At 70.5% G+C, this 16488-nt stretch carries 15 protein-coding genes; 9 read left to right on the forward strand and 6 right to left on the reverse strand.

Annotated features, from left to right (window positions below; translation table 11 throughout):
- Positions 1-52: 52 nt before the first annotated feature.
- Positions 53-1474, reverse strand: a complete 1422-nt coding sequence (gene sufB / locus ACWGKQ_RS19855; RefSeq protein ID WP_089100907.1) for a Fe-S cluster assembly protein SufB — start codon at positions 1472-1474, stop codon at positions 53-55.
- Positions 1471-2205, reverse strand: a complete 735-nt coding sequence (locus ACWGKQ_RS19860) for a helix-turn-helix transcriptional regulator (RefSeq protein ID WP_453293229.1) — start codon at positions 2203-2205, stop codon at positions 1471-1473. Before ACWGKQ_RS19860 ends, sufB begins: the two co-directional genes overlap by 4 nt.
- 184 nt (positions 2206-2389) lie before the next feature.
- Here ACWGKQ_RS19860 and ACWGKQ_RS19865 point away from each other — a divergent pair, with 184 nt between their 5' ends.
- Genes ACWGKQ_RS19865 through ACWGKQ_RS19880 form a run of 4 tightly spaced genes read left to right on the forward strand, consistent with a single transcriptional unit; the run spans position 2390 to position 6072 of the window.
- Positions 2390-3229 carry an aminoglycoside N(3)-acetyltransferase gene (locus ACWGKQ_RS19865; RefSeq protein WP_453293230.1) on the forward strand — a complete coding sequence of 280 codons (840 nt, stop codon included), beginning with the start codon at positions 2390-2392 and terminating at the stop codon, positions 3227-3229.
- Positions 3230-3240: 11 nt separating this feature from the next.
- Positions 3241-4164 carry an ABC transporter ATP-binding protein gene (locus tag ACWGKQ_RS19870; RefSeq protein WP_453293231.1) on the forward strand — a complete coding sequence of 308 codons (924 nt, stop codon included), beginning with the start codon at positions 3241-3243 and terminating at the stop codon, positions 4162-4164.
- Positions 4161-4943 (forward strand): ABC transporter permease, encoded by a 783-nt coding sequence (locus ACWGKQ_RS19875; protein ID WP_453293232.1) that lies wholly within the window; start codon positions 4161-4163, stop codon positions 4941-4943. Before ACWGKQ_RS19870 ends, ACWGKQ_RS19875 begins: the two co-directional genes overlap by 4 nt.
- Positions 4944-4998: 55 nt before the next feature.
- A complete protein-coding gene (locus ACWGKQ_RS19880; protein ID WP_453293233.1) occupies positions 4999-6072 on the forward strand; it encodes a COX15/CtaA family protein in 1074 nt (357 codons plus the stop codon).
- Here ACWGKQ_RS19880 and ACWGKQ_RS19885 read toward each other — a convergent pair.
- The 4 genes from ACWGKQ_RS19885 to ACWGKQ_RS19900 all read right to left on the reverse strand — a co-directional run bounded on the left by ACWGKQ_RS19885 (position 5979) and on the right by ACWGKQ_RS19900 (position 9417).
- Entirely contained in the window at positions 5979-6797 is an 819-nt protein-coding gene (locus ACWGKQ_RS19885; protein ID WP_453293234.1) for a nucleotidyltransferase domain-containing protein, read from the reverse strand. The two genes, ACWGKQ_RS19880 and ACWGKQ_RS19885, sit on opposite strands and share 94 nt — an antisense overlap.
- Positions 6798-6815: 18 nt before the next feature.
- Positions 6816-7922 (reverse strand): amidohydrolase family protein, encoded by a 1107-nt coding sequence (locus ACWGKQ_RS19890; RefSeq protein ID WP_453293235.1) that lies wholly within the window; start codon positions 7920-7922, stop codon positions 6816-6818.
- 153 nt (positions 7923-8075) lie between these two features.
- Positions 8076-8396, reverse strand: coding sequence for a hypothetical protein (locus ACWGKQ_RS19895; RefSeq protein ID WP_453293236.1), 321 nt, complete (start codon positions 8394-8396; stop codon positions 8076-8078).
- A gap of 67 nt (positions 8397-8463) precedes the next feature.
- Positions 8464-9417, reverse strand: coding sequence for a heme o synthase (locus tag ACWGKQ_RS19900; RefSeq protein WP_453293257.1), 954 nt, complete (start codon positions 9415-9417; stop codon positions 8464-8466).
- Between the two features lie 379 nt (positions 9418-9796).
- On the opposite strand from ACWGKQ_RS19900, the gene tkt reads away from it, so the two are divergent.
- From tkt to pgl, 5 genes are read left to right on the forward strand one after another with little or no spacing between them, the layout of a single operon-like run.
- Complete coding sequence (gene tkt, locus ACWGKQ_RS19905) at positions 9797-11884, forward strand: transketolase (RefSeq protein ID WP_453293237.1); 2088 nt, start codon at positions 9797-9799, stop codon at positions 11882-11884.
- A 33-nt stretch (positions 11885-11917) separates the two neighbouring features.
- Complete coding sequence (gene tal / locus ACWGKQ_RS19910) at positions 11918-13036, forward strand: transaldolase (protein WP_453293238.1); 1119 nt, start codon at positions 11918-11920, stop codon at positions 13034-13036.
- 3 nt (positions 13037-13039) lie between these two features.
- The gene (zwf, locus tag ACWGKQ_RS19915) at positions 13040-14563 is read left to right on the forward strand and encodes a glucose-6-phosphate dehydrogenase (RefSeq protein WP_453293258.1); all 1524 of its coding nucleotides are present in this window, start codon (positions 13040-13042) and stop codon (positions 14561-14563) included.
- Positions 14560-15672: a glucose-6-phosphate dehydrogenase assembly protein OpcA gene (gene opcA, locus ACWGKQ_RS19920; protein ID WP_453293239.1), complete on the forward strand. Its 1113-nt coding sequence runs from the start codon at positions 14560-14562 to the stop codon at positions 15670-15672. The genes zwf and opcA overlap by 4 nt, the downstream gene beginning before the upstream one ends.
- Positions 15669-16451: a 6-phosphogluconolactonase gene (pgl, locus tag ACWGKQ_RS19925; protein ID WP_453293240.1), complete on the forward strand. Its 783-nt coding sequence runs from the start codon at positions 15669-15671 to the stop codon at positions 16449-16451. Before opcA ends, pgl begins: the two co-directional genes overlap by 4 nt.
- The last annotated feature ends 37 nt before the right edge of the window (positions 16452-16488 follow it).

A 16488-nucleotide genomic window follows, 5' to 3' on the forward strand; every position in this document is an offset into this window, starting at 1 on the left:
GTCGGTCTGCTCGCTTTCTTACGGTAAGTGGCGGGGCGGTGACGGCGGTCTGCTAGCCGACCGCGCCTTCCATCTGGAGCTCGATCAGCCGGTTCAGTTCGAGGGCGTACTCCATGGGCAGTTCCTTCGCGATCGGCTCGACGAAGCCGCGCACGATCATCGCCATCGCCTCGAACTCGGTCATGCCGCGGCTCATCAGGTAGAAGAGCTGGTCGTCGGAGACCTTGGAGACGGTCGCCTCGTGGCCCATGGAGACGTCGTCCTCACGGACGTCCACGTAGGGGTACGTGTCGGAACGGGAGATCGTGTCGACCAGCAGCGCGTCGCACAGCACGTTCGACTTGGAGCCGTGGGCGCCCTCGCCGATCTCGACGAGACCGCGGTAGGAGGTACGGCCGCCACCGCGCGCCACCGACTTGGAGACGATGTTGGACGACGTGTTCGGCGCCATGTGGACCATCTTGGAGCCGGCGTCCTGGTGCTGGCCCTCGCCCGCGAAGGCGATGGAGAGGGTCTCGCCCTTGGCGTGCTCGCCCATCAGGTAGACGGCCGGGTACTTCATCGTCACCTTGGAGCCGATGTTGCCGTCGATCCACTCCATGGTGGCGCCCTCGTAGGCGACGGCGCGCTTGGTGACCAGGTTGTAGACGTTGTTCGACCAGTTCTGGATGGTCGTGTAGCGGCAGCGGGCGTTCTTCTTGACGATGATCTCGACGACCGCGGAGTGCAGGGAGTCGCTCTTGTAGATCGGAGCGGTACAGCCCTCGACGTAGTGCACGTAGGCGCCCTCGTCGACGATGATCAGGGTCCGCTCGAACTGGCCCATGTTCTCCGTGTTGATACGGAAGTACGCCTGGAGCGGGATCTCGACCTGCACGCCCTTCGGCACGTAGATGAAGGAACCGCCGGACCACACCGCGCTGTTCAGCGACGCGAACTTGTTGTCACCGACCGGGATGACGGTGCCGAAGTACTCCTTGAAGAGGTCCGGGTGCTCCTTCAGCGCGGTGTCGGTGTCGAGGAAGATGACGCCCTGCTCCTCCAGGTCCTCGCGGATCTGGTGGTAGACGACCTCCGACTCGTACTGGGCGGCGACACCGGCGACCAGGCGCTGCTTCTCCGCCTCCGGGATGCCCAGCTTGTCGTAGGTGTTCTTGATGTCCTCGGGCAGGTCCTCCCAGGACTCCGCCTGCTTCTCCGTGGAGCGCACGAAGTACTTGATGTTGTCGAAGTCGATGCCCGACAGGTCCGAGCCCCAGTTCGGCATGGGCTTCTTCTCGAAGAGGCGCAGGCCCTTGAGGCGGAGCTTGGTCATCCACTCGGGCTCGGACTTCTTCGCGGAGATGTCCCGGACGACGTCCTCGTTGATGCCACGCTTGGCGGAGGCGCCGGCCGTGTCGGAGTCGGCCCAGCCGTATTCGTACTTGCCCAGGCCCTCGAGCTCAGGGTGGGCAGTCTCCGTGGGGAGAGTCATGCGGGGTTCCTCCCGGCCGTGCTAGCAGATGCGTCAGTGGAAATCTTGGGGATGAACGTCGTGCAGACGCCGTCGCCGTGCGCGATGGTCGCCAGTCGCTGGACGTGCGTTCCGAGCAGTTCGGCGAAGATCTCCGTCTCCGCCTCGCACAGCTGGGGGAACTGCTCCGCGACATGGGCGACCGGGCAGTGGTGCTGGCACAGCTGCTCGCCGACCGGTGCGGTGCGCGCCGTTGCAGCGTACCCGTCCAGGCTCAGGGCCTTGGCCAGCGCTTCTGTGCGCTCGTCGGGGCTCACGCTCTCGATCGCCTTGCGGTAGGCGCCCGCCTGGGCCATGATCCGGGCCCGCGCGAAGGCGGCGACCGCCTCCTGGCCGCCCCCCTGCTCGGCGATCCAGCGCAGCGCGTCGGCGGCGAGCTTGTCGTACGACTGGTCGAAGGCGTCGCGGCCGCAGTCGGTGAGGGCGAAGACCTTGGCGGGTCGACCGCGGGTCCGCGCGCCGTACACCCGCTGCTCGCGCGCCGCCACGACGTCGTCGGCGACCAGGGCGTCCAGATGCCGGCGTACGGCCGCGGGGGTCAGGCCCAGGCGTCCGGCCAGCTCGGTGACGGTCGACGGGCCGTGGTCCAGGATCGACCGCGCGACCCGGTTGCGCGTCGAGCGCTCACCGGTCGCTAGCTCCTCCTGCGGGGTTCCCGTGGGGGCCTCCCGCGTCTCGCCGACGTTTTTCACAACGCCATTGTTGCGTAATTCCTCAGAGCCAGGCAAGCGGCGTCCGGGGGACGGGACGGTGCCCTGCATCACTTAGGCATACCTAACCCGCCACTGGCCCTGACCTGCGGAAATGATCTTTGATCGATCATCCCTCGGCCGATCGGGTGGCGTTTCACGGCCCCCTCCGGAACACTCCGGAACCATGCCCACACCGCCTCCCACCGGCCCTCTTGTCACCCGGGACACCCTCGCGCAGCAGCTTCGCCTGCTGGGTGTCAAGCCCGGCGAGACCCTCCTCGCACACACCTCGCTCAGCTCCCTCGGCTGGGTGAACGGCGGAGCCGTGGCGGTGGTCCAGGGCCTCCTCGACGCCCTCGGCCCGGACGGCACCCTGGTGGTCCCCACCCAGTCCGGCGACCTCTCGGACCCCGCGGTGTGGGGAAATCCGCCGGTGCCCGAGGAGTGGTGGGCGACGATCCGGGCGACCATGCCGCCGTACGACCCCCGGACCACCCCCGCGCTCGGGGTCGGCGTGATCCCGGAGACGGTGCGGAACTGGCCCGGCGCCCTGCGCAGCGCCCACCCGCAGACCTCCTTCGCGGCCGTCGGCGCCCGCGCGGCGGAGATCCTCGACGGCCACGCCCCCGACTGCCGGCTCGGCGAGCACAGCCCGCTGGCCCGGCTGGAGAAGCTGCACGCGCGCGTGCTCATGCTCGGCACCGGCTACGCCACCTGCACAAGTTTCCATCTCGCCGAGTACCGGATCCCCTCCCCGCAGGTCCGGGTCGGCCGTCCGGCCGCCGGCGGCGGCTGGGAGGAGGTCACCGAGGTGTCGATCACCTCCGACCGCTTCGACGAACTCGGCTACGACTTCGAACGCGACCGCCCGGTGGTCGTCCGCGGCACGGTCGGCGCGGCCGAGGCCCGGCTCTTCCCGGTGGCGGAGGCCGCGGCCTACGCCGAGCGGTGGCTGGCCGTGCACCGACCCCGTGAGGAGGAGATCCAGCCACCCGGCCGTCCGGGTGACGCCAGGCGTCCTTAGACTCTGTCTCCATGCGAAGTGAGCCGGTGGTCCAGGTGCGGGACCTGGTGAAGCGGTACGGCACCAAGACCGCTGTGAACGGCCTCGATCTGACCGCCGAGGCGGGCGTCACCGCCGTACTCGGCCCCAACGGGGCGGGCAAGACGACCACGATCGAGACCTGCGAGGGGTACCGCAGGCCGGATTCCGGCACGGTACGCGTCCTGGGCCTCGATCCCGTACGGCAGTCCGCCGAGCTGCGTCCCAGAGTCGGCGTGATGCTCCAGTCCGGGGGCGTCTACTCGGGCGCCCGCGCCGACGAAATGCTGCGGCACGTGGCGAAGCTGCACGCGCATCCGCTGGACGTGGACGCGCTGATGGAACGCCTGGGCCTCGGCGGCTGCGGCCGGACGTCGTACCGCCGCCTGTCCGGCGGCCAGCAGCAGCGCCTCGCGCTCGCCATGGCCGTGGTCGGACGCCCGGAACTGGTCTTCCTCGACGAGCCGACGGCCGGTCTCGACCCGCAGGCCCGCCGCGCCACCTGGGACCTCGTCCGGGACCTGCGCACCGACGGCGTCTCGGTGATCCTCACCACCCACTACATGGACGAGGCCGAGGAACTCGCCGACGACATCGCCATCATCGACGCCGGCCGGGTGATCGCCAAGGGCTCCCCCGAGGAGCTGTGCAAGGGCGGCGCCGAGAACACCCTGCGGTTCACCGGCCGCCCCGGCCTCGACGTCGGCTCGCTCCTCAAGGCGCTGCCGGCCGACTCCACGGCCGCCGAGCTGACCCCGGGCTCCTACCGGGTCATCGGCAAGGTCAACCCGCAGCTGCTGGCGACGGTGACCTCGTGGTGCGCCCAGCACGGCGTGATGCCCGACCGCATCTCGGTGGAGCGCCACACGCTGGAGGACGTCTTCTTGGAGCTGACCGGCAGGGAGCTGCGCTCATGACCACCGCGACCGACACCGGCACCGGCACCTACGCCCCCCGGCCGGGTGCCGCCCCCCTCGCCCGCATGATCGCGGCGCAGGCGGCCCTGGAGACGAGGATGCTGCTCCGCAACGGCGAGCAGCTGCTCCTGACCGTGGTGATCCCGACGCTCCTCCTCGTGCTCTTCAGCTCGGTGGACGTCGTCGACACGGGCAAGGGCAAGTCGGTCGACTTCCTGGCCCCCGGCATCCTCGCCCTCGCCGTCATGTCCACGGCCTTCACCGGCCAGGCCATCGCGACCGGCTTCGAACGCCGCTACGGCGTCCTGAAGCGGCTCGCCTCCTCCCCACTGCCCCGCTGGGCCCTGATGACGGCGAAGACCGCGTCGGTCCTGGTCACGGAGATCCTCCAGGTGGTCCTCCTGACGGTGATCGCCCTGGCCCTCGGCTGGTCCCCGCACGGCAACCCACTCGCCGTCCTGCTCCTCCTGGTCCTCGGCACGGCCGCCTTCTCCGGCCTCGGCCTCCTGATGGCCGGCACCCTCAAGGCGGAGGCGACGCTGGCCGCCGCCAACCTGGTGTTCCTGCTGCTGCTCGTGGGCGGCGGGGTCATCGTCCCGCTGGACAAATTCGGCGGGGCCCAGCACGCCCTCGGCCTGCTGCCCGTCTCCGCCCTCTCGGACGGCCTGCGGGACGTACTCCAGCACGGGGCGGGCACACCCTGGGGCGACCTGGGGATCCTCGCCGTATGGGCGGTGGTGGGGCTGGGAGCGGCCGGGAGGTTCTTCCGCTGGGAGTGACGACCCGGCCGACGGATCCGACCCTCGTGAACGCATGCACAAGCGGCCCCCTACCATGGTGCCCGTGCCAAAGCTGACCCCCACCGACCTCGTAGCGGCGCTGCGCAACCCGCTCGCCTTCATCGCCGATCGCTGGACCCCGGATCCCCGGACCGTCCGGCGGGCGGCTCTCGCCGCGCTCGTCATGTCGGTGGTCATCGTGGTCACCGGCGGTGCCGTGCGGCTGACCGGATCCGGCCTCGGCTGCCCGACCTGGCCCGAGTGCACCGCCGGCTCGCTGACCCCGACCGACGCGCTGAGCTATCACAGCGCCATCGAGTTCACCAACCGCATGCTGACCTACGTGCTGTGCGCGGCGGTCGGCTGGGCGATCATCGCCGCCCGCTCCGAGAAGCCGTTCCGACGCAGTCTGACCCGGCTGGGCTGGGCGCAGTTCTGGCTCGTGATGAGCAACGCGGTCCTCGGCGGCATCGTGGTGCTCGTCGGCCTCAACCCGTACACCGTCGCCGCGCACTTCCTGCTGGCGACGGCCCTGATCACGGTCGCCGCCCTGATGTGGCAGCGCACCCGGGAGGGCGACGGCGAGCCGCGGCCGCTGGTCGGCAAGGCCGTGCAGCAGCTGGTGTGGGCCCTGGTGGCCGTGTCGCTGCTGCTCATCGCCGCGGGCACGGTGGTGACCGGCGCGGGACCGCACCCGGGCGACTCCGGCGACGTCGAGCGCATCGACGTCAGCTGGTCGGGCGTCGCCGAGCTGCACGCGGTGTTCGCCTGGATCGTGGTGTCGCTGACCTTCGCGCTGTGGTTCTTCCTCAAGGGCGTCAACGCACCCCGGGGACCGCGGGACCGCGTCCGCGACCTGTTCCTGATCCTGCTGAGTCAGGGCGTGATCGGGTACGTCCAGTACTTCACCCACCTGCCCACGGTCCTGGTCGGCCTGCACATGTTCGGCTCCTGCCTGGTGTGGATCGGCGTGCTGCGGGTCCTGCTGTCCCTGCGGGAACGCGCCGACGTCACGGCCGAGGCCGACCTGCCCGCTCAGTCGTTCGACGCCGTCGACGACACCGACGCCGATGCCGACACCGACACCGATGCCGACGCCGTGAGCGCGTCGATCGCCGGGCCCAAGTAGTCCCGGGTCAGCCGGGCCCGGCGCGCCGTCCACTCCTCGGTGGGCGGCGCCGGGTCGTCGTAGCGGCGGCTCCGGATGTCCTCGACCACCTCGGCGGGGGCGCCCAGGCCGGGCAGCAGGTCCAGTGCCTCGCGCTTGGAGATCAGCCGGCCCTCGCGGGCCGTGACGGTGGCGCGGGCGAAGGTGATCAGGCCCAGGTCGACCCAGACGTCCCGGGTCCACAGCGGGGCGTTGTCGACGGCGGGGCGCCAGAAGTCCCGCTGGTCGCGCACGACGAAGTCACCGAGTTCCCGGTCCGGCACCGGCGGCAGCAGCCCGGCGGGTGCCCGGCCGTACAGCACGCGTCCGAAGGCGTGCAGCTCACGCCGGGTCACCGGGCTCACCGGCCGTTTGAACAGCTCCTCGTGCGCCCAGGTCAGATGGGAGCGGGCGGGGTCGGCCGCGGTCGACGGGGTCAGGTAGGTGCAGTGCAGCCCGGCGGCTAGCGGCAGCGCGCGCAGCCGGGCGTGCGCCACGGCGATCCGCCATACGACGCCCACGGTCACCTTGCCGGGCAGCACCGCGATCAGGTCGAGGTCGCTGCGGCCCTCCTGGTAGTCGCCCCCGGCGAGCGAACCGTGCGCCCAGACGGCCACGGGGTCCAGTGTTGCCGACAGTTCACGGACGAAGCGGGCCAGTAACGTCTCGGTGTCCCACGTCTCGGTATCCAACGTCTCGGTATCCACGCGCTCAGTCTGGACAGCTCACTCCAGCCCGTACACCCGTTTCGCGTTCCCCGCCGCGATCAGCCTGGCGACCCGCTGCGCGTCGCCCAGGGACCACGCGCCCTCGGCCACCCAGGCGCCGAGCACCCGGGCCAGGGACTCGCGGAAGAGGCGGGCGCCGACCACGTGCAGCTCGGGCAGGCCGTGGGCGCCGCTGGAGAAGAGGATCTTGCCGAAGGGGGCCAGCTCCAGGATCTCGGCGAGGATCGTCGCGGCACGGGCGCCGGTGCGGACCAGGGCCGCGCCCGAGTCGGCGTACACGTGCGGGAAGACGCCGGCGAGGTGGGCCGCGTGGCGGTGGTAGGGGTAGCCGTGCAGCAGGACCAGGTCGGTGCCCAGGCCCGCGGTGGCCCGGACGAAGTCGGTGAGCAGGACCGGGTCGGTGCGGTCGATCCGGGCGCCGGGCTCGCCGAGGCCCGCGTGCAGCTGGAGGGGGAGGCCGGAGGCCACGGCGATCCAGAGCAGGTGTCGCAGCAGGACCGGGTCGGTCAGCTCGCCGCCGACCCGGCGGCCCGCCAGCCAGCGGCCGGCCGCGCCTCTCACCTCGCCGGGGCCGGGGGGTTCGGGGGCCAGGGCCAGGCCGTGGCGGAGCCCTGCGACGGAGGTGAAGGCGACCGCGTTCGCCGCCGCGCCGTGCACCGACTCGGCGAGGTTGGCGAGGAAGGACTCGACGGTGCCGGAGGTGTCGGCGACCTGCTCGGCGAGGAGTTCCAGGCGGACGATCTCGCGGGCCTGCGCGTCGCCGGTCGAGGCCATCTCGGCGGGGCCGGTGAGGTCGCCGGGCAGGCCGGTGTCGACGAGGTAGGTGGTGATGCCGCTGCCGCGCAGGAGACGGCGGCCGGCCTCCAGGACGCCGACCTCGCGGCGCCGGGCCAGGTAGCGGGCCGGCGGGCAGTGCGGTTCCAGGCCGAGGAGCGGGGGGCACCAGCGCCGTACCGCGAAGCCGGTCTGGGTGTCGAAGAGGGTGGTGCCGGCGGCCGGGGGGCCTTCGGTACGGGCGAGCTGGGCCTCGAAGGTGCCCAGGCCCAGCTCGGTGCGGAGCACTCCGTGGCAGTACTGGTCCACCAGGGACGGCGTGTCGATCATCCGGGCTCCCCGTGGACGACGGTTGGTTGTCCGTCTTAACGGGTGAACGGGGATTGAGGTCGCGGTCGGGGCTGGGTGGGACTGGTTGAGCGGCGGCTGCGGGCCGGATGTGGCTGGTCGCGCAGTTCCTCGCGCCCCTTGCGGGGCGCCTGTTCAGCCGCCGATCTGGATGCCCGCCATCCGCTTCCACTCGTAAGGCCCCGTCGTCACCTTCGCCGCGAACTCGCCGTCGAAGGACTCGTGGACGGTGATGCCCGCCTTCTCCACCGCCTGCTGGGCGATCTCGGTGCTCGGGGCCACCAGGTCGCCCCAGCCGCCGTCCTCGCCGACGAGGACGATGCGGGCGCCGCGTTCGCCGATGTAGGCCACCTGGCCCTCGGCACCGCCGTGGGCCTCGGCGAACGTGCTGATCTGCTTGGCGAGGCGCGCGACCTTGCGCTCGGCCTTCTGGTCAACCTGCTGCGTGTCTGCCATGGACAGGATGCTACTCACGAGTAGATCCGCTGGCGAGGGCAGGGCGATGTGATGTGGGTCGGTGCGGTCAGCGCAGGAAGGGGTCCACGGCCACCGCCACGAACAGCAGCGACACATAGGTGATCGACCAGTGGAACAGGCGCATCTCCTTGAGCTTCGCGCCCGTCACCTGGGCCTTCGCCCGGTTCTGCAGCCCGTGCGCCTCCCACAGCCACCAGCCGCCCGCCACCAGGGCGACCAGCGTGTAGAACCAGCCGGTGTAGCCGAGGGGGGTGAGGAGCAGCGAGACCGCGACCATCACCCAGCTGTAGATGACGATCTGCTTGGCGACCACCTTGTTGGAGGCGACGACCGGCAGCATCGGCACGCCCACGCGCGCGTAGTCGTCCTTCACCTTCATGGACAGCGGCCAGTAGTGCGGCGGCGTCCAGAAGAACATGACGAGGAAGAGGATGATCGGCGCCCACGACATGGAGTCGGTGACGGCCGACCAGCCGATCAGCACCGGCAGACAGCCGGCGATGCCGCCCCAGACGATGTTCTGCGAGGTACGGCGTTTGAGGATCATCGTGTAGACGACGACGTAGAAGAGCAGCGCTCCGAGTGACAGCCAGGCGCTCAGCCAGTTGACGGTGAAACCGAACAGCAGCGTGGAGACGACCGCCAGGGTGATACCGAAGGCGAGGCACTCGCGCGGGCTGACCATGCCGGTCACCAGCGGACGCTGCGAGGTGCGGTCCATCAGCGCGTCGATGTCCCGGTCGATGTACATGTTCAGCGCGTTGGCGCCGCCCGCCGAGAGGTAGCCGCCGACGCAGGTGAGCAACACCAGCGTCAGGTCGGGCACTCCCTGCTGCGCCAGGAACATCACCGGAACGGTGGTGATGAGCAACAGCTCGATGATCCGTGGCTTGGTCAGCGCCACGAAAGCTTTGACACGGGCCCCGAACGGCCGGTGGCTCGGGCTCTCGCTCGCACCGAGCACCCCCGCTGGACGGGATTCGACGGCCGTCACGCACACCCCTGACAGAGACATTTCAGCGAGTCCCGCCGTGTGAACTCACGGTAAAGGCTCGCGCGTACCACGCCACTTTAGACGTTGCCCATACCTCGGCCTTCGCGGGGGTGGGGTCGTGTTGGAGGGCGTCTCGGAAGAGGGGTGAGGGGGCTCGGTTGAGCAGTCAGATGAGCGGTTCCGTATTCATGTGCCGAATGCCTTCTCGGCCAGTCGGGAGGCGGATCCCCGAGAGTCCCGGCAGTCTGGAAACACTCGAAAAAATGCACGTCCTTACGGGGGTAGGCTCGACAACGGCCGGTGGGCACCCAGTGCACCGGCAGCCGGTGCCGGCGTGTGCCCGTGGACCGGTAACCGAACATGTGGAGAGGAGCCCTGACTCAGGGTGAGCACCAAGCCGACCACCACAGACCTCGACTGGACCGAGTTGGACCAGCGGGCCGTCGACACCGCCCGCGTCCTGGCCGCCGACGCCGTACAGAAGGTCGGCAACGGCCATCCGGGTACGGCGATGAGCCTGGCGCCGGCCGCGTACACCCTCTTCCAGAAGGTGATGCGGCACGACCCGTCCGACCCCGACTGGGTGGGCCGCGACCGCTTCGTGCTGTCCGCCGGTCACTCGTCGCTGACCCTCTACACGCAGCTCTACCTGGCCGGTTTCGGCCTGGAGCTGGCAGACCTCGAAGCCTTCCGGACGTGGGGCTCGAAGACCCCCGGTCACCCGGAGTACGGCCACACCAAGGGCGTGGAGACCACCACCGGTCCGCTGGGCCAGGGTGTCGCCAACGCGGTGGGCATGGCCATGGCCTCCCGATACGAGCGCGGTCTGTTCGACCCGGACGCGCCGCAGGGCGAGTCCCCCTTCGACCACTTCGTCTACTGCATCGCCGGTGACGGCTGCCTCCAGGAGGGCATCTCCGCCGAGGCGTCCTCGATGGCCGGCCACCAGAAGCTCGGCAACCTGGTCCTGCTGTGGGACGACAACCACATCTCGATCGAGGGCGACACCGAGACCGCCGTCTCCGAGGACACCGTCAAGCGGTTCGAGGCGTACGGCTGGCACGTCCAGCGGATCGCCCCGAAGCCGGACGGCGACCTGGACCCGCACGCCATCTACAACGCGATCGAGGCCGCGAAGAAGGTGACGGACAAGCCGTCCTTCATCGCGATGCGCTCGATCATCGCCTGGCCCGCCCCGAACGCGCAGAACACCGAGGCCGCGCACGGCTCGGCGCTCGGCGCGGACGAGGTCGCGGCCACCAAGCGCGTCCTCGGCTTCGACCCGGAGAAGAGCTTCGACGTCGCCGAGGAGGTCATCGCCCACACCCGCCAGGCCGGCGAGCGCGGCGCGGCCGCCAAGGCCGACTGGGAGAAGTCGTTCCAGCTGTGGCGTGACAACAACGCCGAGCGGGCCGCCGACTTCGACCGCATCTTGGCGGGCGAGCTGCCCAAGGGCTGGGAGGAGAAGATCCCGGTCTTCGAGCCCGGCAAGGGCGTCGCGACCCGTGCCGCCTCCGGCAAGGTGCTCCAGGCCCTCGGCGCGGTGATCCCGGAGCTGTGGGGCGGTTCCGCCGACCTCGCCGGGTCGAACAACACGACCATCGACAAGGACAGCTCGTTCCTGCCGGCGGACAACCCGCTGCCGGGCGCGGACCCCTACGGCCGCACCATCCACTTCGGTATCCGCGAGCACTCCATGGCCGCGGAGATGAACGGCATCACCCTGCACGGCAACACCCGTGTCTACGGCGGTACGTTCCTCGTCTTCTCCGACTACATGCGCAACTCCGTGCGGCTGTCGGCGCTGATGCACCTGCCGGTGACGTACGTGTGGACGCACGACTCGATCGGTCTCGGCGAGGACGGCCCCACCCACCAGCCGGTCGAGCACCTCGCCTCGCTGCGCGCCATCCCGGGCCTGAACGTGGTCCGCCCGGCCGACGCCAACGAGACCGCGATCGCCTGGCGCGAGATCCTCAGGCGCTACACCAAGGTCTTCGGCAAGGGTGCCCCGCACGGCCTCGCGCTGACCCGTCAGGGCGTGCCGGTGTACGAGTCCAACGAGGACACGGTCAAGGGCGGTTACGTCCTGTTCGAGGCCTCGAACGGCACCCCCGAGGTCATCCTCATCGCCACCGGCTCCGAGGTGCACGTCGCCGTCGAGGCGCGCGAGCGTCTCGAGGCCGACGGCGTGCCCACCCGGGTCGTCTCCATGCCCTGCGTGGAGTGGTTCGAGGAGCAGGACCAGGGGTACCGGGACAGCGTCCTGCCGCCGTCCGTGAAGGCGCGGGTGTCGGTCGAGGCGGGTATCGGTCTCACATGGCACAAGTACGTCGGGGACGCCGGCCGCATCGTTTCCCTGGAGCACTTCGGTGCTTCCGCAGACGGCAAGGTGCTCTTCCAGGAGTTCGGCTTCACTGCCGAGAACGTGGCCGCCAAGGCCAGGGAATCCATCGCCGCCGCCCAGCGCTGACGCTCATATACGACACGTAGGAGATGTAATTCCATGACAGACGCACTCAAGCGCCTCTCCGAGGAAGGCGTCGCGATCTGGCTGGACGACCTGTCGCGCAAGCGGATCACGTCCGGCAACCTCGCCGAGCTGATCGACCAGCAGCACGTCGTGGGCGTCACCACCAACCCGACGATCTTCCAGAAGGCGATCTCGTCCGGTGACGGCTACCAGCAGCAGGTCTCGGACCTCGCCGCTCGCAAGGTCACCGTCGAAGAGGCCATCCGCATGATCACCACGGCGGACGTCCGCGACGCCGCCGACATCCTGCGCCCGGTGTTCGAGGCGACCGACGGCCAGGACGGCCGGGTGTCGATCGAGGTCGACCCGCGCCTGGCGCACAACACCAAGGCGACTATCGCCGAGGCCAAGCAGCTGGCCTGGCTGGTGGACCGCCCCAACACCCTCATCAAGATCCCGGCCACCGAGGCGGGCCTGCCGGCGATCACCGAGGTCATCGGCCTCGGTATCAGCGTCAACGTCACGCTGATCTTCTCGCTGGAGCGCTACCGCGCGGTCATGGACGCCTACCTGAGCGGCCTGGAGAAGGCCAAGGAGCGCGGCCTCGACCTGTCGCTCATCCGTTCGGTGGCGTCGTTCTTCGTGTCCCGGGTGGACACCGAGATCGACAAGCGCCTGAACGACCTGGGCACCGACGAGGCCAAGGCGCTGCGCGGCAAGTCCGCCGTCGCCAACGCCCGGCTCGCCTACCAGGCGTACGAGGAGGTCTTCTCCTCGGGCCGCTGGCAGGCGCTGGAGAACGCGGGCGCCCGCAAGCAGCGTCCGCTGTGGGCCTCCACCGGCGTGAAGGACCCGGCGTACAAGGACACCCTGTACGTCGACGACCTGGTGGCGCCGAACACGGTGAACACCATGCCGGAGGCCACCCTCCTCGCGGTCGAGGACCACGGCGGCATCACCGGCGACACGATCACCGGCACGTACGAGCAGGCCCGCGCCGACCTCGACGCCGTCGAGAAGCTCGGGATCGCGTACGACGACGTGGTCCAGGTACTGGAGGACGAGGGCGTCGAGAAGTTCGAGGCGTCCTGGAACGACCTGCTCAAGTCGACCCAGGCGGAGCTGGAGCGCCTGGCCCCCTCGGAGGGCTGAACCCTGTCAAGCAGCAACCCGCTGCGTGACCCCGCAGACCGACGGCTCCCGCGTATCGCGGGGCCGTCGGGGCTGGTCATCTTCGGCGTCACGGGCGACCTCTCCCGTAAGAAGCTCATGCCCGCCGTCTACGACCTCGCCAACCGGGGTCTGCTGCCGCCGGGCTTCTCCCTGGTCGGCTTCGCCCGCCGCGAGTGGGCCAACGAGGACTTCGCCGCCGAGGTCCACGACGCCGTCAAGGAACACGCCCGCACCCCCTTCCGCGAGGAGGTCTGGCAGCAGCTCATCCAGGGGATGCGCTTCGTCCAGGGCACCTTCGACGACGACGACGCGTTCGAGCGGCTGCGCTCCACCATCGAGGAACTGGACAAGGCGCAGGGCACGGGCGGCAACTTCGCCTTCTACCTGTCCGTCCCGCCGCGTTCCTTCCCGGTGGTCATCCAGCAGCTGAAGAAGCACGGTCTGGCCGACCAGTCCGGCGGCTCCTGGCGGCGCGCGGTCATCGAGAAGCCCTTCGGCCACGACCTGAAGTCGGCCGAGGAGCTCAACAAGGTCGTGCACGAGGTGTTCGAACCGGACCAGGTGTTCCGGATCGACCACTACCTCGGCAAGGAGACCGTCCAGAACATCCTGGCGCTGCGTTTCGCCAACACCATGTACGAGCCGATCTGGAACCGGTCCTTCGTGGACCACATCCAGATCACCATGGCCGAGGACATCGGCATCGGCGGCCGCGCCGGGTACTACGACGGCATCGGCTCCGCCCGTGACGTCATCCAGAACCACCTGCTCCAGCTCATGGCCCTCACCGCCATGGAGGAGCCGGCCTCCTTCGACGCGGACGCGCTCGCGGCGGAGAAGGAGAAGGTGCTCGGCGCGGTACGGCTGCCCAAGGACCTGGGCCGTTCGACCGTGCGCGGCCAGTACGCGGCCGGCTGGCAGGGCGGCGAGAAGGTCATCGGCTACCTCGAAGAGGACGGCATCGACACCAAGTCGAAGACCGACACCTACGCCGCGGTGAAGCTGGAGATCGACAACCGCCGCTGGGCGGGCGTCCCCTTCTACCTGCGCACCGGCAAGCGGCTCGGCCGCCGCGTCACCGAGATCGCGGTGGTCTTCCAGCGGGCCCCGCACTCCCCCTTCGACACGACGGCCACCGAGGAACTGGGCCAGAACGCGATCGTCATCCGCGTCCAGCCCGACGAGGGCGTCACCGTCCGGTTCGGCTCCAAGGTGCCGGGCACCTCGATGGAGATCCGGGACGTGTCGATGGACTTCGCCTACGGCGAGTCGTTCACCGAGTCCTCGCCGGAGGCCTACGAGCGGCTGATCCTGGACGTCCTGCTCGGCGACTCCAACCTCTTCCCGCGCACGGCGGAGGTGGAGCTGTCCTGGAAGATCCTCGACCCGATCGAGGAGTACTGGGACACGCACGGCAGGCCCGCCCAGTACAAGTCCGGCACCTGGGGCCCCGCCGAGGCCGACGAGATGCTGGCCCGAGACGGACGGAGCTGGCGCCGCCCATGAAGATAGACCTCACGGACACCACGGCCGGCAAGGTCAACAAGGCGCTGGTGCAGGGCCGGCGGGCCATCGGCACGCCCGCCGTGGGCATGGTGCTGACCCTCGTCATCGTCACCGACGAGGAGAACGCGTACGACGCCCTGAAGGCCGCCGGCGACGCCTCGCACGAGCACCCCTCGCGCACGCTGGTCGTCATCAAGCGCGTCTCCCGCTCCCCCCGCGACCGTACGGCGTCCCGTCTGGACGCCGAGGTCCGGGTGGGCGCGGACGCGGGCACCGGCGAGACGGTGGTGCTGCGGCTGTACGGCGAGGTCGCCGACCACGCCGACTCGGTCGTGCTGCCGCTGCTGCTGCCGGACGCGCCGGTCGTCGTCTGGTGGCCGGTGCACGCCCCGCTCGACCCGGCGAAGGACCCGCTGGGCGCCCTCGCCCAGCGCCGGGTCACCGACACCTACTCCTCCGAGCAGCCGGTACGGGAGCTGTCCGCCCGCGCGGACGCCTACACCCCCGGCGACACGGACCTGTCCTGGACCCGGATCACGCCCTGGCGCTCCATGCTGGCGGCGGCCCTGGACCAGGTGGTCTGCGAGGTCAAGGCGGTCGAGGTGGAGGGCGAGGAGTTCAACCCGAGCTGTGAGCTGCTGGCGATGTGGCTCGCGGACCGGCTGGACGTCCCCGTCAAGCGCTCCCTGTCGGCCGGCCCCGGTCTGACGGCGGTCCGCCTGGCCACCAGCGAGGGCGCGATCGCGCTCGACCGCGCGGACGGCTCCCTCGCCACCCTGTCCATCGACGGCCAGCCGGACCGTGCGGTGGCGCTGAAGCGGCGCGACACGGCCGAGCTGATCGCGGAGGAGCTGCGCCGGCTCGACCCGGACGACACCTACGCGTCCGCGCTGCGGTTCGGCGTGGAGCGCCTGAACGCGTCGGCGGTCCCCGCTCCGGAACCGGTACCGGCCGCCCCGGCACCGGCCGCCGCTACGACGGACCCGTCGCCCAAAGGAGAACCGGTCACCCACGCAGCAGCCCCCGAAGCCGCTGCTGCCGAGGCTCCCACGACAGAAGCGGCACCGCAGGAAAGGCCGCCGCTGAAGAAGAGGGCGAAGACGACATGAGCACTCCCCAGCTGGTCGTGCACCGCGACAAGGAGCTGATGGCGCAGGCCGCCGCGGCCCGTCTGATCACGAAGATCGTGGATGCCCAGGCCTCCCGGGGCGAGGCGTCCGTGGTCCTCACCGGCGGCCGCAACGGCAACGGCCTGCTGGCGGCCCTGGCGGCGGCCCCGGCCCGGGACGCCATCGACTGGAGCCGGCTCGACCTCTGGTGGGGCGACGAACGCTTCCTCCCCGAGGGCGACCCGGAGCGCAATGTCACCCAGGCCCGTGACGCCCTGCTCGACCAGGTCCCGGTGGACCCGAAGCGCGTGCACGCCATGCCCGCGTCGGACGGCCCCTGGGGCACGGACGTGGACGCGGCGGCCGAGTCCTACGCGGCGGAGCTGGCCCGCGCAGCCGGCCCCGAGAACCACGGCTCGGTGCCCACCTTCGACGTCCTGATGCTGGGCGTCGGCCCGGACACCCACGTGGCCTCGCTCTTCCCGGAGCTGCCCGCGGTCCGCGAGACGGAACGTACGGTGGTCGGCGTCCACGGCGCCCCCAAGCCGCCGCCGACCCGTGTCTCCCTCACCCTCCCCGCCATCCGCTCGGCCCGCGAGGTCTGGCTGCTGGCGGCGGGCGAGGACAAGGCCGAGGCCGTCGCCATCGCCCTCTCGGGCGCGGGCGAGATCCAGGCCCCGGCAGCAGGCGCCCAGGGCCGCCAGCGCACCCTGTGGCTCCTGGACTCGACGGCAGCCTCCCAGCTGCCACGGTCGCTGTACCCGCCGGCTTCGGCCTGACGAAGCCCTGAAGAGAACCCGTACGGCCGCACCGGCC

Source organism: Streptomyces sp. NPDC054770 (assembly GCF_053611985.1).